The following is a 25,756-nucleotide window of genomic DNA, read 5'->3' on the forward strand; positions in this document are numbered from 1 at the left end:
TGTCGTTACTTCTTCTCGACCGCGTGGCCGCCGAACTGGTTGCGCAGCGCAGCGATCATCTTCATCTGCGGGGAGTCCTCCTGACGCGAGGCGAACCGCGCGAACAGCGAAGCGGTGATCGCCGGCAGCGGCACCGCGTTGTCGATCGCCGCCTCCACCGTCCACCGGCCCTCGCCGGAGTCCTGCGCGAAGCCCTTCAGCTGCTCCAGGTGCTCGTCCTCGTCCAGCGCGTTCACCGCGAGGTCCAGCAGCCAGGAACGGATGACCGTGCCCTCCTGCCAGGACCGGAACACCTCGCGGACGTCGGTGACCGAGTCCACCTTCTCCAGCAGCTCCCAGCCCTCGGCGTAGGCCTGCATCATGGCGTACTCGATGCCGTTGTGGACCATCTTCGCGAAGTGGCCCGCACCGACCTTGCCCGCGTGCACGGAACCGAACTCGCCCGCCGGCTTCAGCGCGTCGAAGATCGGCTGTACGGCCGCGACGTGCTCCTTCTCGCCGCCGTACATCAGCGCGTAACCGTTCTCCAGACCCCAGACACCGCCGGAGACCCCGCAGTCCACGAAGCCGATGCCCTTGGCGGCCAGCTCCGCGGCGTGCTTCTCGTCGTCGGTCCAGCGGGAGTTCCCGCCGTCCACGACGATGTCGCCCGGGGAGAGCAGCTCGGCGAGCTCGTCGATCGTGGACTGGGTGGCGGCACCGGCGGGGACCATCACCCACACCACGCGCGGACCCTGCAGACCGTCCACAAGCTCCCGAAGGCTGTGGACATCGGCGAGATCCGGGTTGCGGTCGTATCCGATGACGGTGTGGCCTGCGCGGCGGATGCGCTCGCGCATGTTGCCGCCCATCTTGCCGAGACCGACGAGACCGAGCTCCATCAGGTGTTTCCTTAAGCGTTGAGGCCGTCGGACCCGGGGATTCCCGGGCCCTCTCCCGGCTCCGAGCCTACGCCGGGGCACGGGGCGCGGCCCCACAGGAGTCGCAAGGCCCGGCCCCGCGCGTCGCGGAACCGGGCCTGAACTGCGAGAACGGCCGTCCGGAGGATTCGGCCGGAAGACTCAGCCGGGGAAGGCTCAGCCCGAGAGGCGGACCGGCATGATCAGGTACTTGTACGCCTCGTCCGCCTCGGCGTCGACGGCCGGGCGGCCGCTGAGCAGGGCCGGCTTGGTCGAGGTCGTGAAGGAGAGCTGGGCGACCGGGGAGTCGATGGCGCTCAGTCCGTCGAGCAGGAAGGTCGGGTTGAAGGCGATCGAGATGTCGTCGCCGTCCAGCTTGGCGTCCACACGTTCCACAGCCTGTGCATCGTCGCTGGAGCCGGCCTCCAGGATCAGCACGCCCTGCTCGAAGCTCAGGCGCACCGGGGTGTTGCGCTCGGCGACCAGCGCCACGCGCTTGACGGCCTCGACGAACGGGGCGGTCTCGATGACGGCGACGGAGTTGAACTCGGTCGGGAACAGGGTGCGGTACTTCGGGAGGTCGCCCTCCAGCAGCCGGGTGGTGGTGCGGCGGCCGGCGCCCTCGAAGCCGATCAGGCCCTCGCCCGCGCCGGAGCCCGACAGCGCCAGGGTGACCGTGTCACCGCTGGTCAGGGACTTGGCGGTGTCCAGCAGGGTCTTCGCGGGCACCAGGGCCACGGCGGAGGCGTCCGGGTTCTCCGGCTTCCACAGGAACTCGCGGACCGCGAAGCGGTAGCGGTCGGTGGAGGCCAGGGTGACGCGGTCGCCCTCGATCTCGATGCGCACACCGGTGAGCACGGGCAGCGTGTCGTCGCGGCCGGCCGCGATGGCGACCTGGGCGGCCGCGGAGGCAAAGACCTCGCCGGGCACGGTGCCGGTGGCGGTGGGCATCTGGGGGAGCGCCGGGTACTCCTCCACGGGCAGGGTGTGGAGGGTGAAGCGGGAGGAGCCGCAGACCACGGTCGCCCGTACACCGTCTGTGGAAATTTCGACCGGCCGGTTGGGGAGGGCGCGGCAGATGTCGGCGAGCAGCCGGCCGGAGACGAGGACGGTGCCGTCCTCCTCCACGTCGGCGTCGACCGAGACGCGCGCCGAGACCTCGTAGTCGAAGCCGGAGAGGCTCAGGGAGCCCTCCTCCGCCTTCAGGAGAAGGCCTGCGAGGACGGGCACCGGCGGCCGGGCCGGGAGGCTACGGGCCGCCCACGCCACCGCCTCCGCGAGTACATCGCGCTCCACCCGGATCTTCACCGGAACCGCCTCCTGCTGTTGCTGGCTCGCCCTGCTGGCCTTCGTCGTCGGCTGAATGCCGGAGACCAGTCTGACGTACGGCGCCGACACTCGGTGCTGCTGCCCGTCAAGTCGGGCCCGAGTCGCCGGGGAGGCCGAGGGACGAGTTGTGCACAGGACCTGCTTGAAAACGGATTCCGGCCTAACTCTCTATGGGGGTAGTAGTAGGCCCTGTGGATACCGTGGATAACCCGGTTCCCGCAGCTCAGCGCCCCTTTTTTGTCCCCACCCCCTGTGGGCGGCACCGGTGGACAACATGCCCTGCTTGTGGAGAACGGAAAGTTCTGCACAGGTCGTCCCCAGGGAGGGCCGGGTACTCCACAGAGCCGTCCCCAGCTTTACCCAGCTTGCCCACAGGGCAACCGTCCACCTTGGTGTGACGCCTTTCACTCCGGACGGTGAGGGGACCCTCCCGGTTGCCGAACAGTGGACAACGGTGTGGAGAAGATGCCCGGAGCTGTGCACAAGACGGTCCACCCTGTGGGCCGACGGTGGACAACACTGTGGGCAGTCCTGTGGACAGTTTTTTCGTCCACAGCCTGTGGACTTCTTTCGCCCACAAATTCACACCCCTCTGACCTGCCCTGATGCCCACTCACCCGGCCACCCTGTGGACGGATTGTGGGCGACTCCCGGAGTCCCCAGGGTGTGGACGAAACAAAGTCTCCCGATCTGTGGGCAACTTGCGTAACCCGCGCGCTAATCGAACACACCGGCCGTCCGTTCACCGCCCCACGCCCGCGCATCCCCGGCCCCCGCCCACGCATCACCGCCCCCCCGCCCACGAAAAAGCGCCCCGGGACTGTCGTCCCGGGGCGCCCGAGCCGCCTCCGCAGGGCCGGTGCCGGCCCCGGGTGCGACCGCGTCAGCCGTTCTTGATGCGGTTGGTCAGCTCGGTGACCTGGTTGTAGATGGAGCGCCGTTCGGCCATCAGGGCGCGGATCTTGCGGTCCGCGTGCATGACGGTGGTGTGGTCGCGGCCGCCGAACTGGGCGCCGATCTTCGGCAGGGACAGGTCGGTGAGTTCGCGGCAGAGGTACATGGCGATCTGCCGTGCCGTCACCAGCACGCGGCTGCGCGAGGATCCGCACAGGTCGTCGACCGTCAGTCCGAAGTAGTCCGCGGTGGCGGCCATGATGGCGCCGGCGGTGATCTCGGGTGCGGTGTCCTCGCCGCCGGGGATGAGGTTCTTCAGCACGTCCTCGGTCAGCCCGAGGTCGACGGGCTGCCGGTTGAGGCTGGCGAAGGCCGTGACGCGGATGAGCGCGCCCTCCAGCTCGCGGATGTTGCGCGAGATCCGGGAGGCGATGAACTCGAGGACCTCCGGCGGGGCGTTCAGCTGCTCCTGGACCGCCTTCTTGCGGAGGATCGCGATGCGGGTCTCCAGCTCGGGCGGCTGGACGTCGGTGATGAGGCCCCACTCGAAGCGGTTGCGCAGCCGGTCCTCGAGGGTGACCAGCTGCTTGGGCGGCCGGTCGGAGGACAGCACGATCTGCTTGTTCGCGTTGTGGAGGGTGTTGAAGGTGTGGAAGAACTCCTCCTGCGTCGACTCCTTGCTCGCGAGGAACTGGATGTCGTCGACGAGCAGGATGTCCATTTCGCGATAGCGCTTGCGGAAGGCGTCGCCCTTGCCGTCGCGGATGGAGTTGATGAACTCGTTGGTGAACTCCTCGGAGCTCACGTACCGCACCCGGGTGCCGGGGTAGAGGCTCCGCGCGTAGTGCCCGATGGCGTGCAGGAGGTGGGTCTTGCCCAGTCCGGACTCGCCGTAGATGAAGAGCGGGTTGTACGCCTTGGCGGGTGCTTCGGCCACGGCGACGGCAGCGGCGTGCGCGAACCGGTTCGAGGCACCGATGACGAAGGTGTCGAACAGGTACTTGGGGTTCAGCCGGGCGGTCGGCTCGACGGGGCCGGAGGAGGAGCCGGACGGGGCGGGGGGCGGCGCGGCCGACCCGACGGCCCCGCCGCCGGGCCGGCCCGGCGGGGGCTGCGGCTCGGTGCGGTCGGGGCGCTGCTGCTCGTACGGCTTGGGTTCGTACGGGTAGGGCTCGTACGGGGGCTGCTGGTCGTAGCCGCCGGGCTCGTTCTGGGGCAGGTAGCCGTGCTGCGGCTGCTGCGGCTGCTGCGGGGAGGAGTAGGGGTCGCGCTCGGGGAAGCCGCCGAGGCGGGGCTGCTGCCAGCCGTACTCGTCCTGCTGGGTGGCGCGGGGCCAGGCGCCGGGTTCGGGGCGCGGCTGCTGGTAGTCGGGGTAGGCGGGGCGGATGGCGGGGAGCTGGTCCTCGCCGGGCCGCGGTCCGTACCCCTCGTAGCCGTCGCGGCGGTCCTGCTCTCGGCGGTCCTGCTCGCGGCGGTCCTGGTCCTCGTAGCGGGGCTGGGGGGCCGGCGGGGCGGGCGCGGGTTCGCCGACGGAGTCGTCGACGGTGATCGCGATGCGGATGGGCCGGCCGCATTCGCGGCTGAGGGTTTCGCTGATGAGGGGGGCGAGGCGGCCTTCGAGGACCTGCTTGCCGTATTCGTTGGGTACGGCAAGCAGGGCGGTGTCGGCGACCAGCGCGAGGGGCTGGCAGCGCTCGATCCACTGCTGGTCCTTGGGCTCGATCCCCGTCGTGCCGTCTCCGAGGAGCTGGTCGAGGACCCGCGGCCACACTGCGGCAAGATCGGCAGGTACGTCAGCCACAGGGCACGCTCTCTCACAGGTCCCACGAATGTGTGGTTCTTTGGGACGGTCGGGACAAAAAAATGCGGGGTCAAGCCAAGGTAGTCAGCGCGACCGCCGTGGTTCAAGTTGTTGTCCACAGGCTGTGCACAGTGGGGGGTCGGCGGGGCTCGGTTTGACCGGATGGCGTAGCCGCGCGTACCGTAACGAGGTCGAGTTGTCGATGGCTGCTGCCGCCTGCCTACCGATGGGCGAAGATCACTACGTGTGATCGTTTAGCGGTGCCACTCGGGCGATACGCGAGTTTCTCGTGGGCGCACGGTGACAGCCAGGCGATGTCCCGCCACAACGATTCATTTTCTGGAGCCCCCGAGTGAGCAAGCGCACCTTCCAGCCGAACAACCGTCGTCGCGCCAAGACCCACGGTTTCCGTCTGCGTATGCGTACCCGTGCCGGCCGCGCGATCCTCGCGAACCGCCGTGCCAAGGGTCGCGCCGCCCTGTCCGCGTAATCGCGCACAGGTCATGACGTCGTGCTGCCTACCGAAAATCGGCTGAGGCGGCGCGAGGACTTCGCGACCGCGGTACGACGAGGCCGCCGGGCCGGCCGCCCGCTCCTCGTCGTCCACCTACGTACCAGCGGTGCAACGGACCCGCACGAGCCGGGGGACTCTGCTTCCCCGACGCGTGCGGGTTTCGTCGTCAACAAGGCAGTGGGCGGAGCGGTCGTCCGCAATCGGGTGCGGCGCAGGCTGCGGCACCTGATGCGCGACCGGCTCGCCGAGCTGCCCGCCGGTAGCCTGGTCGTGGTGCGTGCTCTGCCCGGATCGGGCGAGGCGGACCACGGACAGCTTGCCCGGGACCTGGATGCCGCCTTGCAGCGGCTACTGGTGGGAGGCGCGGCTCGATGAAGTACCCGCTGCTCGCTTTGATCAAGCTGTACCAGTGGACGATCAGTCCGCTGCTCGGGCCGGTGTGCCGTTACTACCCCTCGTGCTCGCACTACGGGTACACGGCCATCGACCGGCATGGTGCGGTGAAGGGGACAGCTCTCACCGCCTGGCGGATCCTGCGGTGCAATCCGTGGTCCCCGGGCGGCGTCGATCATGTCCCACCTCGTAAACGCCCGCGTTGGCACGAACAGCTGCGCAGTGCGTTGCGTAGACCTCGCAATGCTCAAGGAGCCTGATTAGTGGACACGATTGCCAGTCTGTTCAGCTTTATCACCACACCGGTGTCATGGGTCATCGTCCAGTTCCACAAGCTGTACGGCGCCCTCTTCGGTGACGACACCGGCTGGGCCTGGGGCCTGTCGATCGTGTCGCTGGTGGTGCTGATCCGTATCTGCCTGATCCCGCTCTTCGTGAAGCAGATCAAGGCGACGCGTGGCATGCAGGCGCTCCAGCCGAAGATGAAGGCGATCCAGGAGCGCTACAAGAACGACAAGCAGCGTCAGTCCGAAGAGATGATGAAGCTGTACAAGGAGACGGGCACCAACCCGCTCTCCTCGTGCCTTCCCATCCTGGCGCAGTCGCCGTTCTTCTTCGCGCTGTACCACGTGCTGGCGAGCATCGCCAACGGCAAGACCATCGGTGTCATCGACCAGCCGCTGCTGGAGAGCGCCCGTAAGGCCCACATCTTCGGTGCCCCGCTGGCGGCGAAGTTCACGGACGGTGCCGACAAGGTCGCCGCGCTGAACGCCTCGATCACCGATGTCCGCGTGGTCACGGCGATCATGATCGTCCTGATGTCGCTGTCGCAGTTCTACACGCAGCGCCAGCTGATGGCGAAGAACGTCGACCTGTCGGTGAAGACCCCGTTCATGCAGCAGCAGAAGATGCTCATGTACATCTTCCCGCTGATCTTCGCCGGCATGGGCATCAACTTCCCCGTCGGTGTTCTCGTCTACTGGCTGACCACGAACGTGTGGACCATGGGCCAGCAGATGTACGTGATCAACCAGAACCCGACGCCGGGCAGCAAGGCCCAGGACCAGTACCTGCAGCGCCTGCTGAAGCACGTCAGCGCGCACGGAGACGTGAAGGGCCGGCGCCGCAAGAACATCGTCGCCGCCATCGTCGCCAAGGGGCCGGACCGCAACGACAACGAGCGCCGGTTCATCACCGCGCTGTCGAAGCAGGGTCTGGCAGCGCAGGCCGACGGCACGGTCCTCGCGAGCTCGGAGTCCACGGCCGACGCCGATGCCGCGAGCAGCGGTGCGCCGAAGCGGCAGCAGCCGAAGCGGCAGTCGAAGTCGCAGCGCCAGAACCCCCCCAAGTCCTCGCCCAAGAAGTAAGAAGGAGTCCATCCCGTGACGGAAGGCACCACCTCCGCCGCCGCTGCCGAGGGTGGCGACACCCTCACCCGCCTGGAGCAGGAGGGCGAGATCGCGGCCGACTACCTCGAGGGTCTGCTCGACATCGCCGATCTGGACGGCGACATCGACATGGACGTCGAGGCCGACCGGGCAGCGGTTTCGATCATCAGCGACTCGGGCAGCCGGGACCTGCAGAAGCTCGTCGGCCGGGACGGTGAGGTCCTGGAGGCGCTCCAGGAGCTGACCCGTCTCGCGGTGCACCGCGAGACCGGCGACCGCAGCCGCCTGATGCTGGACATCGCGGGCTTCCGCGCCAAGAAGCGCGAGGAGCTCGCGGCGATCGGCGCCAAGGCCGCGGACGAGGCGAAGAGCACCGGCAAGCCGGTGAAGCTGGACCCGATGACCCCGTTCGAGCGGAAGGTCGTCCACGACGCCGTCGCCGCTGCGGGCCTGAGCAGCGAGTCCGAGGGCGAGGAGCCGCAGCGCTTCGTCGTTGTGCTTCCGGCCTGATCCGGAGCGAGTCGAGAAGTCGGCCCCGTCTGTATCGCAGGCGGGGCCGATCTTTGTCAGCCTGGCAGTGCCAGTCCGGTGTCGCCCGGACGGCGTTCCCGGTGTTCACACCACGGCTTCACAGCCACCTCAGAGTTCAGACATCACAGCACGGTACGGAAGGACGGTCCCCGTGACGGAGGCAGCAGCCGAGCTTCCCCCGGCCCCCGAAGAGGCCCGGGCGGTATTCGGCGAGTATTTCCCCGAGGCCGTCCGGTACGCGGAGCTGCTGGCGGATGCCGGCGTCAAGCGCGGCCTGATCGGTCCCCGTGAGGTGCCCCGCCTGTGGGAGCGGCACCTGCTGAACTGCGCGGTGCTCTCCGAGGTGGTGCCCGAGGGTGTCACGGTCTGCGATGTGGGCTCGGGTGCGGGCCTGCCCGGTATCCCGCTGGCCCTGGTCCGGCCGGATCTGAAGATCACCCTGCTGGAGCCGCTGCTGCGGCGCACGAACTTCCTGCAGGAGGCCGTCGAGCTGCTGGGCCTGGACCACGTGACGGTGGTCCGGGGCCGTGCCGAGGAGATGCTCGGCAAGCTCCAGCCGGTGCACGTGGTCACGGCGCGGGCGGTGGCCCCGCTGGACCGGCTGGCCGGGTGGGGTGTCCCGCTGCTGCGCCCGTACGGCGAGATGCTCGCGCTGAAGGGGGACACGGCAGACGAGGAGCTCGTGGCCGCCAAGGCTGCGTTGAGCAAGCTCGGTGTGGTGAAGACCTCGGTGCTGCAGGTGGGCGAGGGGGTTGTCGACCCGCTGTCCACGGTGGTGCGGGTGGAGGTCGGGGAGAGCCCGGGCGGGGTCCGGTTTGCGGCCAAGCGGGCCAAGGCGGCCCGGGCGGGGCGTGCCCGTCGGCGCCGTTGATCCGTTGCGCCCCACAAGGTATGGATTTCGGAGTGTCGTAGCGGGCTGATGAGGCCGCCCGTGCATCGTGTTTCACGTGAAACGTCGCTCACTGCTGCACGGAATCATCAGCCGCGGCCGTGCGGCTGCGGCCCCTCGCGCCCGCAAGGAGGCGGGGGTGACAGAGTTGTCCACATCGGTGGATTCATCCACAGGTGGGCAGGCCCCGCTGGTTCGCAACCCCGAAGGCATGGGAGGCTCTGGGTGTCCCGAGCCCGAAGTCGTCGAGGAGAGTGAATCCGTGCGGTCCGACGCCAACCTTGCGGGGCCCGTGGCCGACCCGGTCCCCGGCCCCCGCTCCGAGTCGGCCGGCGAGGATGTTTCACGTGAAACACCTCCACCGGTCGACAGCACCCCGTTCGAGCGTGCCGCCCATCTGGCGGTACAGGCGCTGAGCCGTACGGGCGAGGCACTGCCCCGTCCGGCTCAGACCCGCGTGATGGTGGTCGCCAACCAGAAGGGTGGCGTGGGCAAGACCACGACCACCGTGAATCTGGCGGCCTCGCTCGCCCTGCACGGGGCCCGCGTCCTCGTGATCGACCTCGATCCGCAGGGCAATGCCTCCACCGCGCTGGGCATCGACCACCACGCCGATGTGCCGTCCATCTACGACGTCCTGGTCGAGGGACGGCCGCTGCTGGAGGTCGTCCAGCCCGTCCCCGATGTGGAAGGCCTCTTCTGCGCCCCCGCCACGATCGATCTGGCAGGTGCCGAGATCGAGCTGGTGTCGCTGGTGGCGCGTGAGAGCCGGCTCCAGCGGGCGATCCAGGCCTACCAGCAGCCGCTGGACTACATCCTCATCGACTGTCCGCCGTCCCTGGGCCTGCTCACGGTCAACGCCCTGGTGGCGGGGGCCGAGGTGCTCATCCCGATCCAGTGCGAGTACTACGCGCTGGAAGGCCTCGGCCAGCTGCTGCGGAACGTGGACCTGGTCCGGGCGCACCTGAATCCCGGGCTGCACGTCTCCACGATCCTGCTGACGATGTACGACGGCCGGACCCGGCTGGCCTCCCAGGTGGCGGACGAGGTGCGCAGCCACTTCGGCAACGAGGTCTTGAGGACGAGCATCCCGCGGTCGGTGCGTATCTCGGAGGCGCCGAGCTACGGTCAGACGGTGCTCACGTACGACCCGGGCTCCAGTGGTGCCCTGTCCTACCTGGAGGCGGCGCGTGAGATCGCGCTGCGCGGGGCGGGGATTGCGTACGACGCCCAGCACGCCCACATGGGCGGTGCCCAGATCAGCACAGAGAGCATGGCGGAGGGGATCCAGTGAGCGAGCGACGTAGGGGTCTGGGGCGGGGGCTCGGTGCGCTGATCCCTGCCGCTCCCCAGGAGAAGCCGGGTACTGCGGTGGGGGCGGGTTCCACGTCTCCTTCGGCGGTTCCCCTGTTGACGGCGGAGCGCGGGGTGGCGGCGGCGAAGGTCGCGAGTCTGCCGCACAGCGCTGTTTCACGTGAAACATTGGTGCCGGAGGTGGAGCCGGAGCGCCAGGAGCTGCCGTCGGTGGCCGGGGCGACGTTCGCGGAGCTGCCGCTGGAAGCGATCACTCCGAACCCGAAGCAGCCGCGTGAGGTGTTCGACGAGGATGCTTTGGCGGAGCTGGTCACCTCCATCCAGGAGGTGGGTCTGCTCCAGCCGGTGGTGGTCCGGCAGGCGGGTGCCGAGCGCTTTGAGCTCATCATGGGCGAGCGGCGCTGGCGGGCCTGCCGTGAGGCGGGTCTGGAGCGGATTCCGGCGATCATCCGGGACACGGATGACGAGAAGCTGCTGCTGGACGCTCTTTTGGAGAACCTGCACCGGGCGCAGCTGAATCCGCTGGAGGAGGCGGCTGCGTACGACCAGCTGCTGCGGGACTTCGAGTGCACGCATGACCAGCTGGCCGACCGGATCGGCCGTTCGCGGCCGCAGGTGTCGAACACGCTGCGGCTGCTGCGGCTGTCGCCTCCGGTGCAGCGCCGGGTGGCAGCCGGGGTGCTGTCTGCGGGCCATGCCCGGGCCCTGCTGTCGGTGGAGGATTCGGAGGAGCAGGATCGTCTGGCTCACCGGATCGTGGCCGAGGGGCTGTCGGTGCGTGCGGTCGAGGAGATCGTGACGCTCATGGGTTCGAGCCCGGCGAGCTCGGTGAAGCCGAAGGGGCCGCGGGCGGGTGCCCGTGTCTCGCCGGCGCTGACGGAGCTGGCTTCGCGGCTGTCGGACCGGTTCGAGACCCGGGTGAAGGTGGACCTGGGGCAGAAGAAGGGCAAGATCACTGTCGAGTTCGCCTCGATGGAGGATCTGGAGCGGATTCTGTCGACTCTGGCGCCGGGTGAGGGCCGGGTGCTGGAGCAGGGCGGCACCGAGGGCTGAGCAATGTGTTGCGTGCGGGGGCGGGCTTCGGTCCGCCCCCGCGGCGTTTCTGCCGGCTTCCTGCCGCCGGTGTCCTTTTGCTTTCCACCGGTGTCGGGGCAATCGCCGGGTGGATACGATGCGTTCAGGTATGGCATTTCCACTCAAGAGCACCTCTATGTGGAGGGGGCGGGGGCCATGCGATCGGTGAGTCGTACCGGGCTGGTGACCGTGGGCCTGGGACTGGGAGCCGTCGGAGGTTTTGTCGGATCATGGGCCGTCGGCTTGTACCGCTCACGCTGGACAACCTCAAAGATCTGCCCCAGCAGTGCCGGTCCTGCGTTTTCTGGGAGCTCGATCCGGTCAGCGGTGAGGCTGCGCTGAAGGCGGGCACTTCGGAGCAGGAGAAGGAGGCCTGGATCTCGGCCGTGCTCCTGGAGTGGGGTTCCTGCGGGCGGGTGGTCTATGTGGACGAGGCCCCGGTGGGCTTCGTGCTCTATGCGCCGCCGGCGTACGTTCCGCGGTCGCTTGCCTTTCCCACGAGTCCGGTGGCGCCGGATGCGGTGCAGCTGATCACGGCGCGGATCCTGCCGGGGTACCAGGGGCAGGGCCTCGGGCGGGTGATGGTGCAGACGGTGGCGAAGGATCTGCTGAGGCGCGGTTTCCGTGCGATCGAGGCTTTCGGTGATGCGCGCTGGGAGGGTCCGGCCTGTGTGCTGCCGGCGGACCATCTGCTGTCGGTGGGGTTCAAGACGGTGCGTCCGCATCCGGCGCATCCGCGGTTGAGGCTGGAGCTGCGGTCCACGCTCTCCTGGAAGGAAGACGTGGAGATGGCCTTGGACCGGCTGCTGGGAGCGGTGCAGAAGGAGCCCGCCCTGCGGCCGCTGTGAGGGGAACGTGAAACAGGGCCGCCCCGGAGGGCGGCCCTGTTTCACGTGAAACGCTGTGGCGGTCAGGCCTTCAGCTCGACGAAGCCGTCGAGGTCGCGCAGGAGCGCGGCCTTCGGCTTGGCGCCGACGATGGTCTTGGCGACCTCGCCGCCCTGGTAGACGTTCAGGGTCGGGATGGACATGACGCCGTACTTGGCGGCGGTGTCCGGGTTCTCGTCGATGTTGAGCTTGACGATCTCGATCTGGTCGCCGTACTCGGCCGCGATGGCCTCGAGGGACGGGGCGATCTGGCGGCACGGGCCGCACCACTCGGCCCAGAAGTCCACGAGGACGGGCTTGTCGCTCTTGAGGACTTCGGCCTCGAAGGTCTTGTCGGTCACGTTCTTCAGGGTGCCGGCCACAGCGGCCTCCTTCTTCTCCTGCGGTGGGGTGTGGGGGAGCTCTGGGGGGTCAGACGGTCGCGGCCGCGGTCTCCGCGTCGGAGAGGGCGGCGAGGAAGCGCTCGGCGTCGAGGGCGGCCGAGCAGCCGGTGCCGGCGGCCGTGATCGCCTGGCGGTAGGTGTGGTCCACGACGTCGCCGGCGCCGAAGACACCGGTGACGTTGGTGCGGGTGGAGGGGGCGTCGACCTTCAGGTAGCCCTCGTCGTCGAGCTCCAGCTGGCCCTTGAACAGCTCGGTGCGCGGGTCGTGGCCGACGGCGATGAACAGGCCGGTCACGGGGAGCTCGCTGGTCTCGCCCGTCTTGGTGTTGCGCAGGGTCAGACCGGAGAGCTTCTGCTCGCCGTGGATCGTGGCGACCTCGCTGTCCCAGGCGAACTTGATCTTCGGGTCGGCGAGGGCGCGGTCCTGCATGGCCTTGGAGGCGCGCAGGGTGTCGCGGCGGTGGACGATGGTGACGGACTTGGCGAAGCGCGAGAGGAAGGTGGCCTCCTCCATCGCGGTGTCGCCGCCGCCGACCACGGCGATGTCCTGGTCCTTGAAGAAGAAGCCGTCGCAGGTGGCGCACCAGGAGACACCGCGTCCGGAGAGGGCGTCCTCGTTGGGCAGGCCCAGCTTGCGGTGCTGGGAGCCGGTGGTGACGATGACGGCCTTGGCGCGGTGGACGGTGCCGGCGGTGTCGGTGACGGTCTTGATCTCACCGGTCAGGTCCACGGAGACGATGTCGTCCGGGACGAGCTCGGCACCGAAGCGCTCGGCCTGGGCGCGCATGTTGTCCATGAGGTCCGGGCCCATGATGCCGTCGCGGAAGCCGGGGAAGTTCTCCACCTCGGTGGTGTTCATGAGCGCGCCACCGGCGGTGACGGCGCCCTCGAAGACCAGCGGCTTGAGCGAAGCGCGTGCGGTGTACAGGGCGGCGGTGTAACCGGCCGGCCCGGAGCCGATGATGATCACGTTACGGACGTCGCTCACGGGTGTTTTCCTCGTCTCTGCGGACTGCCTGCTGACTACCGGGGGGCCGGTGCTTGGTCTCACCCCACCCAACGGATCCTACGGCGCGTGCATTCCCGGACGGTCCGCGTGACCACTGGGCGAGCCTTCAGGGGCGCGGGTAGGTGTTCTTCAGCAGGATCTTTCCCTTGCCCTGGGGAGCGGTGCTCTCGCAGGCTGCGTCGACGAGGTAGGCGTCGGCCGTGCGGCTGTCGCCGGGGTGGGGGAGCACGACGAGGTAGACGTCGGTCCCCTGGTAGGTGCCCCGTTCGGCGGCGAGCGCGGGTTCGGTGCGCCCGGTGCCGGAGCGGATGCAGGGGGGGACGGGGGCGGCGTCGCCCTTGGCGGTGTCTTCGGGGGTGCCTTCCGCGCTCATGGGGTCGGGGACCGGGTCTCCGCCCTTGGAGGCGGCGATACCGGGTCCGCCGAGGAGCTGCTGAACGGTTCCCTCCAGGCCGGCGGCGGTGAATTCGGCTGCGGGGGCGCTGGCGGTGAGGGCGGAGCCCGCGTCCTTCTTCATGTCCGAGGAGGGGCCGGTCTGCATGTTCTGGGTGAGGAAGATGCCCAGGGCGCAGACGGCGGCGCCGGTGAGGGTCCCGAGGACGGCGAGCCGGCGGCGGGAGCGGCGGCGGCCGGGGCCGGTGGCGGCGCGGCCCCGCCCGGCGGGGCGGTCCGGGCCGGCGGTCCGGGTTTCGGGTGCCGCGGGCTCGCCCGGCGGTCTGGTTTCACGTGAAACACGGCGCGGGGCGGGCTGGGGGTCTTCGGCGGGCTCCGGGTGGCGGGCCTCGGGGGAGGTCGCGTCCAGGAGTGCTTCGGCGGCGAGGGCGGCGTCGATCCGCCCGGCGATGTCGGCGGGCATCCGCGGCTGGCCGGGCAGGGTGCCGAGCAGCCCGCGGATCTCCTCCAGGGAGGCGCGGACATCGGCGCACAGCTCGCAGCTGCTGAGGTGCCCGCGGACCTCGGCCGTCCGGGCCGGGGAGAGGAGTCCTTCGGTCAGGTCGGAGATCTCCGAGACGTCCGGGTGCCGGATTGCGCCGGTCGTAGAAGTCACGCTCGCCCACCTCCGCCCTTCACAGCATCTGGGTCCCTGGGTTCTGCTGCTGGTGGGACGGCTGTCCCCTGCGACCGGTTCCTTCCCCGGTCGGCGCCACTGTTATCCCCGGGGCCGGCGCGCAGATGAGTGAGCATGGGGAGAAGTCTTGCCCGACCGCGGGCGCAGCGGCTCTTCACGGTGCCGGTGGGTACGTCGAGGATGCGGGCGACCTCGGCCACGGGGTATCCCTGCATGTCGACGAGGATGAGGGCGGCCCGCTGTTCGGCGGGGAGGGTGCTGAGGGCGGCCAGGAGCTCGCGGTGGAGGTCCTGGCGTTCTGCGGGTGCCTCGGCGGACTCGTGGGGCTCCAGGAGGGTTTCCAGGCGCTCTGTGTCGTTGAGCGGGGAAGTGCGCCGCGTGGCTGCTTTGCGGGCGCGGTCGAGGCAGGCGTTGACGGTGATCCGGTGCAGCCAGGTGGTCACGGCGGACTGGCCGCGGAAGGTGTGGGCGGCGCGGTAGGCCGAGACGAGGGCGTCCTGGACGGCGTCTGCGGCTTCCTCGCGGTCGCCGAGGGTGCGCAGGGCGACGGCCCAGAGGCGGTCGCGGTGGCGCCGCACGAGCTCGGCGAATGCGTCGGGATCCCCGGCGACGTGCTGCGCCAGGAGTTCCTGGTCGCTGGCGTCGCCGGGTGCGGAGTCGTCCAACGGTGTGCCCCCTCCTGTGCCGTTCCGTCAGCCGGAGAACTTCACATCCGTGATGGCCTGCTTGTAGCCGGCCCGGGAGCCGCTCTCCTGGTCCCCGGCGGAGTAGGGGACGTCGGTGATCCAGAGGAGAACGTAGCGGGTCTTCACCGGCTGTTTGGCGGTCATCCGGAGACCGGTGCCCGAGGTGGTGCCGGTGGCGATCTGCTTCATGGAGTCGACCGAGCCGGACGGGGACAGGGAATCGGCGGCGTAGAGGTTGATCGTGGTGTGCCCGGAGCCGTAGCGCAGGGTGACGGAGGCCGCCGCGACCTCGTGGGCGGAGCCCAGGTCGTAGACGATGCCGACGCCCTGCTTGTAGGGGGCGAGGCGCGGTCCGTCTATGAAGGTCTTGGACTTCCAGAAGGTGCCCGGGTTCCCGTCGTAGCTGTTGCCGACGCCGTCGAGGTCCTGGGGGGTGCCGTCGGGGTAGTACTCCTCGGCTGCCTTGATCTGGAGCGGGACGGGTGCCTTCTTCTTGGGCGCGTCGTCGCCCTCGTCCTGGATCTGGTTGCCGTTGGTGGGGTTGCCGCCGTTGCGGTGGTCGAGGAGGCTGTCGGCGAGCTGCCAGCTGCCGAGTCCCAGGGCGGCGATGAGCAGGGCGGCGACGCCCCACTTGAGGGCCCTGCCGGTGCGGCTCTGCAGCGGGGGCGGGGGCGGGGTCACGGCCATGGGCGCGGTGACGGGGGCTCCGGGGTGCTGCGGCGGGCGGCCGTAGCTGCCCTGCTGGTAGGTGGTGTGCTGGTACTCCGGCGGGGCGGCGAAGGCGGGCTCCGGCGGCCGGATCCGGGGCATGGCGGCGACGGCCTTGGCCAGCTCCTCGGGGGTGGTGCAGGGGGGTTCCTGCCGGGAGGCGGTGGCTCCGTCGTTGGCGAGGGCGCGCATGGCGAGCTCGCCCAGGCCGCGGTGGACTCCGGCGCGGACCTGGTCGGGTGCGAGGAGGCCGATGCCCTTGGGCAGGCCGCTGAGGCCGTGGGCGTCGTTCTCGTAGGGCCAGCGCTGGGTGAGGGAGGCGTAGAGCAGGGCGCCGATGGCCTCGGTGTCGGTGCGCTGGGGGTGCTGACTGGTGATGCCGCGCAGGGCGGCGTTCACGGCGAGTCCGCGGATCCGGTACTGGCCGGTGGACGTGCGCAATATGGCGCTGGGTGTCAGCCGCAGGTGGGCCAGGCCCTCCCGGTGTGCGGCGGCCATGGCCTGCGAGACCTGGCTGACGAGCTGGTACGCCTCGTGGGGTTCGAGGGGGCCGGCGGCCAGGATGGTGGTGAGCTCGGTGGCGTCGGGCAGCCACTCGTGGACGACGTAGACGAGGTCGTTCTCCTCGACGGCGTCGAGGACCTGGACGAACCGGGGGTCGCCGAGGAGGGCGGAGGAGCGGGCGGCGGCGAGGACGGAGCGGGCGCGGGGGTGGTCCGCGGGCAGCAGGTGGACGCCGACGGCCCGGCGCAGTTTTTCGTCCATTGCACGCCAGCTGCTGAAACCGTCCAGACGGGTGACGCACTCCTCGAGTCGGTAGCGTCTGGCGAGCTTGTGGCCGCTGTGCAGTTCGGGTGCGGCGGCGGCTGCCGTGCTCTTGCGGTCGGCCTCCGGTTCGGGCGTGGTGTTGTCCGTCTGCTGCTGGGCTGTCCGGGCCTGCTGGGTCTCCGCTGCCCCGTCGGCCGTGGCCTTCGCCGCGTTGGCGGCCAGCGGCTTGTCGCCGCTGTTGTCGGCCACGTCGACGGCAGCTGTGCTACGTTCCGCCACCGTCGTTCCTGCCTCCCCATCCGTTGCGCGCTGTCGGCCAGTCTGCAAAGCCATGCCAATTGTGCCCACAGTCCGTCGCTATGCACGACACGCGGCGGGGGGCGATGGTTGTGCGCATCAGCGCCCGAGGCGCCCGCGCACCATGCCGACCATCGCGTTGAGCTCGGCGATCCGCATGCGCTTGGCGGCGACGAGGAACACGCCCAGCAGGACGATTCCGCCTGCGGTCAGGGACAGCAGTGAACCGCCGATTCCGCTGCCGAGCATTCGGGTGACGCCGTAGGCGGCGGCACCGGCGAGGACGGCGGCCGGGAGGCAGGCTCCGGCGAGTCGCGCGTACGTGCGGATGACGTGTGCGCCGTCGAGGTCGCCGCCGAGGCGGGTGCGGAGCCGGCGCCAGGCCACGCCCACGCCGACGGTGTAGCCGAGGCCGTAGGCGACGGCCATGCCGACGACGGCCCATCGGGCGGGCAGGACGAGGAAGGCGATGCCGGAGACGGCTGCGTTCACCGAGGCGACGATGACCGTGTTGTAGAAGGGGGTCCGGGTGTCCTCGTAGGCGTAGAAGCCGCGGAGGACGACGTACTGCACGGAGTAGGGGATGAGGCCGAGGCCGAAGGCCATCAGGACGTAGCCGATGTTCTGGGCGCCGGCGCCGGAGCCGGCGTAGAGCAGGGTGGACATCGGGACGCCGAGGGCGAGGAAGGCGAAGGCGCAGGGCACGATCGCCACGGCCGAGGTGCGCAGCCCGTAGGAGATGTCGTCGCGGACGGCGGCGGCGTCTCCGTCGTGGGCGGAGCGGGAGATGCGGGGCAGGACGGCGGTCATCACGGAGACGGTGATGATGGCCTGCGGCATCTGCCAGAGCAGCAGGGCGTAGTTGTAGGCGGTGATGCCGGTGCCGGGGTGGCCCTGCTTCTCGGCGACGGATCCGGCCCAGGTCGCGAGCTGGGTCACGACGACGAGGCCGAGCTGGTTGGCGAGGACGAAGAAGAAGGTCCACTTGGCGAGGCGGGCGGCCTTGCCGAGGCCGTGGCCCTTCCAGTCGAAGCGCAGGCGGGGCTTGAAGCCGGCGTCGCGGAGGTAGGGGAGCATCGCGAGGGCCTGGACGGTGAGGCCCAGGAGGGTGCCGATGCCGAGAAGCCGGACTCCGTCGGCGGTGACGTTGGAGGCGGTGACGCCGGATTCGGTGAAGCCGCCGAAGGCCCAGATGAACGCGCCGAAGGTGGTGATGACGACGATGTTGTTGAGGACCGGGGTCCACATCATCGCGCCGAAGCGGCCGCGGGCGTTGAGGATCTGACCGAGCACCACGTGGATGCCCATGAAGAACATGGTGGGCAGGCAGTAGCGGGCGAAGGCCACGGCCACTTCCAGCTGCTCCGGGTCGGATGCGATCTTGGTGGACATCATCCGGATGAACAGCGGTGCCGCGAGGACGCAGACCGTGGTGACGCCGGCGAGGAGGACCACCACGAGGGTCAGGAGGCGGTTGGCGTAGGCCTCTCCCCCGTCCTCGTCGTTCTTCATGGCGCGGACGAGCTGGGGGATGAAGACGGCGTTGAGGGCGCCGCCGCCGACGAGGACGTAGATCATCGTCGGGAGGGTGTTCGCGACCTGGTAGGTGTCGTTGAGGGTGCCGACGCCGATGGCGGCGGCGATGACCAGGGTGCGCAGGAAGCCGGTGATGCGGGAGACGATCGTGCCGGCCGCCATCAGGGCCGAGGACTTCAGGAGGCTCGCCGCCTTGCCCGCGGGCTTGCTCGGTGCCGGGGCGGCCACGGGGGCTTCCTCGGCGGGCGCCGGGGGCGGGGCCTGGTCCGGGGTGCGCGGGGCGGGGGCCTGCTGGTCCCGGTACAGGTGCGCGAAGGCGTCGGTTTCGGGCTGCTCGTCCGAGGCGGTGGTGACCAGGGCGTCCACGCCGACGAACTGGGTGGTCGCGGCCTGGTCCCCGTAGGGCAGGTGCCGGGAGGGGCCGTCGGGCTCGGGCGGCGGGGTCTGGGCCCACACCCGGGGGTCGGGACCGTGCGAGGCCGCGGCCGGGCTGCCGTACAGCGGGCCGGGTTCCCGGAAGGTGCCGGGCGGGGGCGGCGGGTGTGCCGCCCGGTCGTAGAGCGCCTCGGTGACCGGGTCCTGTGCGGACAGGTCCTGGGCGCGGTACGGGTCGTGGTCGTAGGCGTCCTGGACGTACGGGTCGGGCTGCGGGGGCGCGGGCGGAGTCGCCTGCCCCGGCACGGGTGCGCCCTGGCCCGCGTCCCGGAAGGGCGCAGGACTGCCCGCGCCCTGCGGGCGGTCACCGTCGTACGGCGCGTTCATCGAAACCCCACCTCATCGTCCATTGGCCGGCCGGCCACGGTCGCTCAACGGTCCACTGTCTCACCCGCGCCGGACGGGTCCCCGCTTTCGGGTCCGGTGTCCGGCGTCGGGTCACTCGGCTGCGTGCTCTGCTCCGAGGCGGCCCGGGCCGCGGCGCGCTTGCGGCTGGCGTACATCTTGATGCCGGCCAGCACGAGGAGCAGCATGCCGCCCGCGATGACGAGCATCACCGTGGGGGTGATCTCCGTGGCGTCCACCGTGAAGGTGCGTTCCTTGCCGTAGGGGACACCGTCCTTGGTGAAGAGCTGGGCGGTGACCTCGACCGGGCCGCTGGCGGTGGCGTTCGCGGTGAACTTCACCGACTGGCTGTGGCCGCCCTGCACGGTCACGTCCTGCTGGTCCTCGCCGCGGTCGCCGAACATCAGGCGGGTGGGGTTGCTGGACTTCAGCCTCAGGACCAGGCCGCGGACGTCCTGGACGAGGCTGTTCTGCACGGTGACGGGGATGGTCGCACTGTGACCGGAGAGGGTGACGTCGGTCTTGGGGATCAGCTGCACCCGCTCGGTGAGGGTGAGCAGGTAGTCCTGTACCTCGTTGCGGTAGATCCGGCCCGCCTCGGCGCGGCCCCGCCAGGAGGTGGACATCTCCCGGTTGAAGGTGTTCCCGAAGGGCTGCTCGACCCGCTCGGGCTTGCTGAGGATCACCTTGAAGTTGTCGAGGGTGTCCTGCGTGGTGCGGATCTGCTCGAACGCCTTCTGGGACAGCTCCTGGCGGCTCAGTGCGCGCGGGTAGCGGCCGGCGCCGGGCACGAGGGAGGTGGCGTCGGGGTCCGGCTTTGCCTTGGCGGCGGTCTCCAGGTCCACGGCCTGGCTCCAGCGCCCGGACTGGAGGGTGCGCAGGGCGGAGGCCATGCTCTGCACCTGGCTGACGGTGGGCATGCGCTGGGGGGCGACGACGAAACTGCGCGGGGTCTCGGCGCCCTGGAGGTTCAGGGCGAGGCTCTGCGCGAGGAAGTTCTGCACGGCCAGGGTGGAGCTGCCGGTGTGGAGCATGTCCCCGGCGAAAGCGGTGGACAGCCGGGCGTCGGCGACGACGGCGGTCCGGCCGGCACCGATGGGGCGCGCTGCGGAGGGGGTGTAGCCGAGGCTGCCGGTCTCCTGGAAGCTGTCGCTGCGGGCCAGCACGTTGTGGGCGCCCGCGGAGGTGGCCACGCTGACGATGGAGGGGTCCACCGCTCCGTCCACGGGCCAGGAGAAGTCGGTGGAGGGGGTCACGTGCAGGACGGTCTCCACGGCCTGCCTGGCCTTCTGGGTGGCGGGCCGGAGCTGGCCCAGGGAGCCGGAGACGTTCTTTCCCCGGTGGGCGAGGGAGGCCAGGTCGGGGTCGGCGAACGGGAGGGCGACGACCTTCTTGCCCTGGACGGCCTGCTCCAGCGCGTTCAGCCAGCTTTTGGCGACCTCCTGGTTCCGGCCGGGGACGGTGCGCCCGTCCTCGGTGCGGACCTGGTAGCCGCCCTTCATCGCGTCTGCGCTGGCGAGCAGGTCGGGGTCGATGACCCAGGTGACGGGCAGTTCGGCGCCGAGCGAGACCATCTGCTCCAGGCGGCCGCCGGGGCGCAGCTCTTCGGCGAGGTCGTCGTTCTCGAAGACCGGGGTCTGGGTGTCGTCGGAGCCGGTTTCCGCGGTGAGGTGGGTCGTGGAGACCAGCGGCCAGACGAAGCTGAGCTGGGAGCGCTTCCCGGCGGCTTCCGGCTGCCACGGCAGCAGGGTCCGGCGGATGCCCTGGACCTGCTCGTAGCGGCGGCTCTCGGTCTGGCCGGACACGGAGACGCCCAGGGGATAGACCCCGTCGTCGTCGAGTCCGAGTTTGGCGACGGGGACCTTGAGGGTGAAGGGCTGGGCGACCTTCGAGGGGAGCGCGGGGAGTTTCACGGCGTACGCCGAGTCGATCTCCGCCGGGTCCACCCCGGGCTGGAAGGAGCTCCGCTCCGCGATCTCGTCGATCGAGCCGCGGTCGGTGAGGGCCGAGCCGACCCGCAGTCCCACGTGGGCGTCGGTGATGGGCTCGGAGCCGCGGTTGACGACGGTCCCGGTGATCGTGAGGGTGTCGTCCTTCACGGGGGCGCTCGGCGTCAGGGAGTCCAGGGAGATCTCGACCGGGGAGGAGCCGGAGCGGGGGCCCGCGGGGGTGCTCGGGGCGGTGGGGGCGGCCGGCGCGGCCGCGGCGGCCTGGGCGGCGGAGCCGTCCTGGACGTAGACCAGTCCGGCCAGGACCGGCGTCCCGGCAAGCAGAACGACCGCTCGCCGCAGCCAGCGGCGGGCAGGAGCGGGGGTGGTCCCCTGGATGTCTGCCGCCTCGGCCACGCGCTCGCCCGTCCCTCGTCGTGTCAGTGGTCGTCGGTTGTGCGTCCACGCATGGTAACGAGGGCCGCTGCACGTGAGTGCCGCGGACTGCTCCACATGATCGGCAGGGCCCGGCGGGGGCCTGTTGCCGGGGCCTGCGGTGAAACGGGGAAGCCCGGACCGGGCGGGCCACGTACCCTCTTCTGTTGTGCCGAACGCCAATGAAGACACCCCCAGCGCCCTGAACCAGGTGCAGCAGCGCGCCGTGACCGAGCTGCTGCGGGTCTCCCCTGTCGCAGACGATCTCGCCCTCCGGTTCCAGGAGGCGGGCTTCAGCCTCGCCCTGGTCGGCGGGTCCGTGCGGGACGCATTGCTGGGTCGGCTCGGCAACGACCTCGACTTCACCACCGACGCCCGTCCCGAGGACGTGCTCAAGCTCATGCGCGGCTGGGCGGACTCCGTCTGGGACGTCGGCATCGCGTTCGGCACGGTCGGTGCGCAGAAGAGCGGCTACCAGATCGAGGTGACCACCTACCGCTCGGAGGCGTACGACCGGACCTCGCGCAAGCCCGAGGTCTCGTACGGCGACTCCATCGAGCAGGACCTCGTCCGCCGCGACTTCACGGTGAACGCGATGGCCGTGGCCCTTCCGCAGAAGGAGTTCGTGGATCCGCACGGGGGTCTGGACGACCTCGCCGCACGGGTGCTGCGCACCCCGGGGACTCCCGAGGAGTCCTTCTCGGACGATCCGCTGCGCATGATGCGGGCGGCCCGGTTCGCCGCGCAGCTGGACTTCGAGGTGGCGCCCGAGGTGGTCGCCGCGATGTCGGCCATGTCCGACCGGCTGGAGATCGTTTCCGCCGAGCGGGTGCGGGACGAGCTGAACAAGCTCCTGCTCTCCGCGCACCCCCGCAAGGGCCTGGCCCTGCTCGTGGAGACGGGTCTCGCCGACCACGTGCTGCCCGAGCTGCCGGCCCTGCGGCTGGAGAGCGACGAGCACCACCGGCACAAGGACGTCTACGACCACTCGCTGATCGTTCTGGAGCAGGCGATCGACCTGGAGGAGGACGGTCCGGACCTGGTGCTGCGGCTCGCGGCCCTGCTCCACGACATCGGCAAGCCGCGCACCCGGCGTTTCGAGGACGACGGCCGGGTCTCCTTCCACCACCACGAGGTGGTGGGCGCGAAGATGACCAAGAAGCGCATGACCGCGCTGAAGTACTCCAACGACATGATCAAGGACGTCTCGCGGCTGGTGGAGCTGCACCTGCGGTTCCACGGTTACGGGACCGGGGAGTGGACCGACTCGGCCGTGCGCCGGTACGTGCGCGACGCCGGTCCGCTGCTGGACCGGCTGCACAAGCTGACCCGGTCGGACTGCACCACGCGGAACAAGCGCAAGGCGGCCGCGCTGTCCCGGGCCTACGACGGCCTGGAGGAGCGCATCGCCCAGCTCCAGGAGCAGGAGGAGCTGGATGCGATCCGGCCCGACCTGGACGGCAACGAGATCATGTCGGTGCTGGGCGTCGGTCCCGGCCCGGTGATCGGGCAGGCCTACAAGTTCCTCTTGGAGCTGCGCCTGGAGAACGGCCCCATGGGGCCGGACGCAGCAGCCGAGGCCCTCAGGGAGTGGTGGGCGGCGCAGAACTGAGCCGCCGACGCGGGTGCCTGCGATGTTTCACGTGAAACAGGGGCGGGCGCGGTACGGGATCTGTGCGAGCGGGGCGATGTTTCACGTGAAACATCGCCCCGTTTCACGTGAAACCGCGGGCGGCCCGGGCCGGCCGGGGATGTTTCACGTGAAACGTCGTCCGGTGCGCAGGAGGGCCAGGGCGACCACGCCGTAGAGGGCCGCGACGCACAGGATCAGGGGCACCGAGGTCCCGTCGGGGGGCAGCATCAAGGCGGCGACTGCCGCGGCGCCCACGAAGGCGACGTTGAACAGCACGTCGTAGACGGAGAAGACGCGGCCGCGGAACTCGTCGTCCACCCGGAACTGGACCTCGGTGTCGGTGCAGATCTTGGCGCTCTGGGTGACCAGGCCCAGGACGAAGGCGGCGGCCAGCATGGGGGCGACGGCGAAGGGCAGTCCCAGGGCGGGGACCAGGACGGCCGCTCCTCCGGCGCAGGCCGTGATCCAGCCCTGGGTGCCGAGCTTCGCCACGGCCCAGGGGGTGACCAGCGCGGCGAGGAAGAACCCGCCTCCGGACACCCCGACCGCGAGGCCGAGCAGGGCCAGCCCTTCCGACTCCGAGTCCGTCCAGGCGTACCGGCAGAGCATCAGCAGCATGACGGTCAGTGCCCCGTAGCAGAAGCGCATCAGGGTCATGGCGGTCAGTGCCCGGGCCGCTTCCCGGCGTCCGGCCAGGTGCCGCAGCCCTTCCCGCATGCCCCGCGCGGTGAGCAGGACGGCCTCGCCCAGTGCGGGGTGGCGGTGCTCGGGGCTGTGGTCCGGGCCGAGCAGCCCGGCGGGCAGCCGCAGGGAGGCGAGGGCGGCGCACAGGTAGAGGGCGGCGCCCAGCAGGACGACGAGGGCGTCGGATTCGGAGGAGAGCAGCCGGACGAGGAAGGCGAGGGCCCCGCCGGCCGTGGCGGCGAGTGTTCCGGCGGTGGGTGAGAGGGCGTTCGCGGTGACCAGTTGGTTGGAGTCGACCACCCGGGGCAGGGAGGCCGAGAGCCCGGCGAGGACGAAGCGGTTGACTGCGGTGACCGACAGGGCCGAGGCGTAGAAGAGCCAGTCGGGAACGGGGACGAGGACGAGGCCGGCGGTGCCGCAGGCCAGGGCGGCCCGCAGCAGGTTGCCGTGGAGGAAGACCTGACGGCGGCGCCAGCGGTCGAGCAGGACCCCGGCGAAGGGGCCGATCACCGAGTACGGCAGGAGCAGCACGGCCATGGCGGAGGCGATCGCGGCCGGCGAGGTCTGCTTTTCCGGGGAGAACACCACGTAGGTGGCAAGGGCCACCTGGTAGACGCCGTCGGCGGCCTGGGAGAGCAGTCGTACGGCGAGCAGGCGGCGGAAGTACCGGAGGCGCAGGAGTACGCGCAGATCACGTACGACAGGCATGTGGGCAAGCGTCACATACGCAGAGGGTCTCCGGACACCTTGTCCGGAGACCCTCTGTGAAGAACGGCCGAAGAGCAGCCGAAGCCGCGGCGCCTGCGGCCCGTCGGCGCTACTTAGCGCTCGACCTCGCCCTTGATGAACTTCTCGACGTTGGCCAGGGCCTCGTCGTCGAAGTACTGAACCGGCGGGGACTTCATGAAGTAGGAGGACGCGGAGAGGATCGGGCCGCCGATGCCCCGGTCCTTCGCGATCTTCGCGGCGCGCAGGGCGTCGATGATGACACCCGCGGAGTTCGGGGAGTCCCACACCTCGAGCTTGTACTCGAGGTTCAGCGGAACGTCACCGAAGGCGCGGCCCTCGAGGCGGACGTACGCCCACTTGCGGTCGTCGAGCCACGCGACGTAGTCGGACGGGCCGATGTGGACGTTCTTCTCGCCCAGCTCGCGGTCCGGGATCTGCGAGGTGACGGCCTGGGTCTTCGAGATCTTCTTCGACTCGAGGCGGTCGCGCTCGAGCATGTTCTTGAAGTCCATGTTGCCGCCGACGTTGAGCTGCATGGTGCGCTCAAGGCGGACGCCGCGGTCCTCGAACAGCTTGGCCATCACACGGTGCGTGATGGTCGCGCCGACCTGCGACTTGATGTCGTCGCCGACGATCGGGACACCGGCCTCGGTGAACTTGTCCGCCCACTCCTTGGTGCCGGCGATGAAGACCGGGAGGGCGTTGACGAAGGCGACCTTGGCGTCGATGGCGCACTGCGCGTAGAACTTCGCAGCGTCCTCGGAGCCGACCGGCAGGTAGCAGACCAGGACGTCGACCTGCTTGTCCTTGAGGACCTGGACGACGTCGACCGGGGCCTCGGCCGACTCCTCGATGGTCATGCGGTAGTACTTGCCGAGACCGTCAAGGGTGTGGCCGCGCTGGACCGTGACGCCCTTGTTCGGGACGTCGCAGATCTTGATGGTGTTGTTCTCGCTGGCGCCGATGGCGTCCGAGAGGTCCAGGCCGACCTTCTTCGCGTCAACGTCGAAGGCGGCGACGAACTCGACGTCACCGACGTGGTAGTCGCCGAACTGGACGTGCATCAGGCCCGGGACCTTGGTGGCCGGGTCGGCGTCCTTGTAGTACTCGACGCCCTGCACCAGCGAGGCGGCGCAGTTGCCCACGCCGACGATGGCTACGCGAACCGAACCCATTCCGGTTGCTCCCTGTCAGTTCT

The 25,756-nt window shown here is 70.0% G+C and carries 22 protein-coding genes; 10 read left to right on the plus strand and 12 right to left on the minus strand.

The window, feature by feature from the left end:
- Positions 1 to 5: 5 nt before the first annotated feature.
- From gnd to dnaA, 3 genes are all read right to left on the minus strand, one after another.
- Entirely contained in the window at positions 6 to 881 is an 876-nt protein-coding gene (gene gnd, locus ACZ407_RS06060) for a phosphogluconate dehydrogenase (NAD(+)-dependent, decarboxylating) (protein WP_468125854.1), read from the minus strand.
- 195 nt (positions 882 to 1,076) lie between these two features.
- Positions 1,077 to 2,207, minus strand: a complete 1,131-nt coding sequence (dnaN, locus tag ACZ407_RS06065) for a DNA polymerase III subunit beta (protein ID WP_468125855.1) — start codon at positions 2,205 to 2,207, stop codon at positions 1,077 to 1,079.
- Between the two features lie 904 nt (positions 2,208 to 3,111).
- Positions 3,112 to 4,923, minus strand: coding sequence for a chromosomal replication initiator protein DnaA (gene dnaA / locus ACZ407_RS06070; RefSeq protein WP_468125857.1), 1,812 nt, complete (start codon positions 4,921 to 4,923; stop codon positions 3,112 to 3,114).
- A gap of 352 nt (positions 4,924 to 5,275) precedes the next feature.
- Here dnaA and rpmH point away from each other — a divergent pair, with 352 nt between their 5' ends.
- The 9 genes from rpmH to ACZ407_RS06115 all read left to right on the plus strand — a co-directional run bounded on the left by rpmH (position 5,276) and on the right by ACZ407_RS06115 (position 11,874).
- A complete protein-coding gene (gene rpmH / locus ACZ407_RS06075; RefSeq protein WP_468125859.1) occupies positions 5,276 to 5,413 on the plus strand; it encodes a 50S ribosomal protein L34 in 138 nt (45 codons plus the stop codon).
- A gap of 21 nt (positions 5,414 to 5,434) precedes the next feature.
- Positions 5,435 to 5,812, plus strand: coding sequence for a ribonuclease P protein component (rnpA, locus tag ACZ407_RS06080; protein WP_468125860.1), 378 nt, complete (start codon positions 5,435 to 5,437; stop codon positions 5,810 to 5,812).
- Positions 5,809 to 6,090: a membrane protein insertion efficiency factor YidD gene (gene yidD, locus ACZ407_RS06085; protein WP_150208749.1), complete on the plus strand. Its 282-nt coding sequence runs from the start codon at positions 5,809 to 5,811 to the stop codon at positions 6,088 to 6,090. The genes rnpA and yidD overlap by 4 nt, the downstream gene beginning before the upstream one ends.
- A gap of 3 nt (positions 6,091 to 6,093) precedes the next feature.
- Complete coding sequence (yidC, locus tag ACZ407_RS06090; protein ID WP_468125861.1) at positions 6,094 to 7,197, plus strand: membrane protein insertase YidC; 1,104 nt, start codon at positions 6,094 to 6,096, stop codon at positions 7,195 to 7,197.
- A gap of 15 nt (positions 7,198 to 7,212) precedes the next feature.
- Entirely contained in the window at positions 7,213 to 7,728 is a 516-nt protein-coding gene (locus ACZ407_RS06095; protein WP_468125862.1) for a Jag family protein, read from the plus strand.
- Between the two features lie 172 nt (positions 7,729 to 7,900).
- Positions 7,901 to 8,620: a 16S rRNA (guanine(527)-N(7))-methyltransferase RsmG gene (rsmG, locus tag ACZ407_RS06100; protein WP_468125863.1), complete on the plus strand. Its 720-nt coding sequence runs from the start codon at positions 7,901 to 7,903 to the stop codon at positions 8,618 to 8,620.
- 229 nt (positions 8,621 to 8,849) lie between these two features.
- Positions 8,850 to 9,932 carry a ParA family protein gene (locus ACZ407_RS06105; RefSeq protein ID WP_468125865.1) on the plus strand — a complete coding sequence of 361 codons (1,083 nt, stop codon included), beginning with the start codon at positions 8,850 to 8,852 and terminating at the stop codon, positions 9,930 to 9,932.
- Positions 9,929 to 11,005: a ParB/RepB/Spo0J family partition protein gene (locus ACZ407_RS06110; protein ID WP_468125867.1), complete on the plus strand. Its 1,077-nt coding sequence runs from the start codon at positions 9,929 to 9,931 to the stop codon at positions 11,003 to 11,005. The genes ACZ407_RS06105 and ACZ407_RS06110 overlap by 4 nt, the downstream gene beginning before the upstream one ends.
- 251 nt (positions 11,006 to 11,256) lie before the next feature.
- Positions 11,257 to 11,874 carry a GNAT family N-acetyltransferase gene (locus tag ACZ407_RS06115; protein ID WP_468125868.1) on the plus strand — a complete coding sequence of 206 codons (618 nt, stop codon included), beginning with the start codon at positions 11,257 to 11,259 and terminating at the stop codon, positions 11,872 to 11,874.
- 62 nt (positions 11,875 to 11,936) lie between these two features.
- Here the strand turns inward: ACZ407_RS06115 and trxA are convergent, their stop codons facing one another.
- From trxA to ACZ407_RS06150, 7 genes are all read right to left on the minus strand, one after another.
- Positions 11,937 to 12,275, minus strand: coding sequence for a thioredoxin (gene trxA / locus ACZ407_RS06120; protein ID WP_468125870.1), 339 nt, complete (start codon positions 12,273 to 12,275; stop codon positions 11,937 to 11,939).
- A 49-nt stretch (positions 12,276 to 12,324) separates the two neighbouring features.
- Positions 12,325 to 13,284 (minus strand): thioredoxin-disulfide reductase, encoded by a 960-nt coding sequence (gene trxB, locus ACZ407_RS06125; RefSeq protein WP_468125871.1) that lies wholly within the window; start codon positions 13,282 to 13,284, stop codon positions 12,325 to 12,327.
- Positions 13,285 to 13,411: 127 nt separating this feature from the next.
- On the minus strand, positions 13,412 to 14,353 hold the full coding sequence (locus ACZ407_RS06130) for an anti-sigma factor (protein WP_468125872.1): 942 nt from the start codon (positions 14,351 to 14,353) through the stop codon (positions 13,412 to 13,414).
- A complete protein-coding gene (sigM, locus tag ACZ407_RS06135; protein WP_468125873.1) occupies positions 14,350 to 15,039 on the minus strand; it encodes an RNA polymerase sigma factor SigM in 690 nt (229 codons plus the stop codon). The genes ACZ407_RS06130 and sigM overlap by 4 nt, the downstream gene beginning before the upstream one ends.
- Positions 15,040 to 15,066: 27 nt before the next feature.
- Complete coding sequence (locus tag ACZ407_RS06140) at positions 15,067 to 16,815, minus strand: serine/threonine protein kinase (RefSeq protein ID WP_468125874.1); 1,749 nt, start codon at positions 16,813 to 16,815, stop codon at positions 15,067 to 15,069.
- A gap of 117 nt (positions 16,816 to 16,932) precedes the next feature.
- Positions 16,933 to 19,131 (minus strand): murein biosynthesis integral membrane protein MurJ, encoded by a 2,199-nt coding sequence (gene murJ / locus ACZ407_RS06145; protein WP_468125876.1) that lies wholly within the window; start codon positions 19,129 to 19,131, stop codon positions 16,933 to 16,935.
- 44 nt (positions 19,132 to 19,175) lie between these two features.
- Positions 19,176 to 21,494 carry a DUF6049 family protein gene (locus ACZ407_RS06150; protein WP_468125878.1) on the minus strand — a complete coding sequence of 773 codons (2,319 nt, stop codon included), beginning with the start codon at positions 21,492 to 21,494 and terminating at the stop codon, positions 19,176 to 19,178.
- Positions 21,495 to 21,681: 187 nt separating this feature from the next.
- Between ACZ407_RS06150 and ACZ407_RS06155 the strand changes: the two genes are divergently transcribed.
- Positions 21,682 to 23,124, plus strand: coding sequence for a CCA tRNA nucleotidyltransferase (locus ACZ407_RS06155; RefSeq protein ID WP_468125880.1), 1,443 nt, complete (start codon positions 21,682 to 21,684; stop codon positions 23,122 to 23,124).
- A gap of 144 nt (positions 23,125 to 23,268) precedes the next feature.
- Here the strand turns inward: ACZ407_RS06155 and ACZ407_RS06160 are convergent, their stop codons facing one another.
- Together ACZ407_RS06160 and ACZ407_RS06165 are read right to left on the minus strand one after the other, a co-directional pair.
- Positions 23,269 to 24,537, minus strand: a complete 1,269-nt coding sequence (locus tag ACZ407_RS06160) for an MFS transporter (protein ID WP_468125882.1) — start codon at positions 24,535 to 24,537, stop codon at positions 23,269 to 23,271.
- A gap of 113 nt (positions 24,538 to 24,650) precedes the next feature.
- Positions 24,651 to 25,733 (minus strand): inositol-3-phosphate synthase, encoded by a 1,083-nt coding sequence (locus ACZ407_RS06165; RefSeq protein ID WP_361849581.1) that lies wholly within the window; start codon positions 25,731 to 25,733, stop codon positions 24,651 to 24,653.
- Positions 25,734 to 25,756: the final 23 nt, after the last annotated feature.

Source organism: Streptomyces sp. NPDC030809 (assembly GCF_055572195.1).

Bases quoted from the DNA above. Each gene is read 5' to 3' on its own strand.
- gnd (WP_468125854.1), bottom strand. From the start codon at position 881: ATGGAGCTCGGTCTCGTCGGTCTCGGCAAGATGGGCGGCAACATGCGC.
- yidD (WP_150208749.1), top strand. From the start codon at position 5,809: ATGAAGTACCCGCTGCTCGCTTTGATCAAGCTGTACCAGTGGACGATC.
- ACZ407_RS06105 (WP_468125865.1), top strand. From the start codon at position 8,850: ATGGGAGGCTCTGGGTGTCCCGAGCCCGAAGTCGTCGAGGAGAGTGAA.
- ACZ407_RS06115 (WP_468125868.1), top strand. From the start codon at position 11,257: ATGGGCCGTCGGCTTGTACCGCTCACGCTGGACAACCTCAAAGATCTG.
- murJ (WP_468125876.1), bottom strand. From the start codon at position 19,131: ATGAACGCGCCGTACGACGGTGACCGCCCGCAGGGCGCGGGCAGTCCT.
- ACZ407_RS06160 (WP_468125882.1), bottom strand. From the start codon at position 24,537: ATGCCTGTCGTACGTGATCTGCGCGTACTCCTGCGCCTCCGGTACTTC.
- ACZ407_RS06165 (WP_361849581.1), bottom strand. From the start codon at position 25,733: ATGGGTTCGGTTCGCGTAGCCATCGTCGGCGTGGGCAACTGCGCCGCC.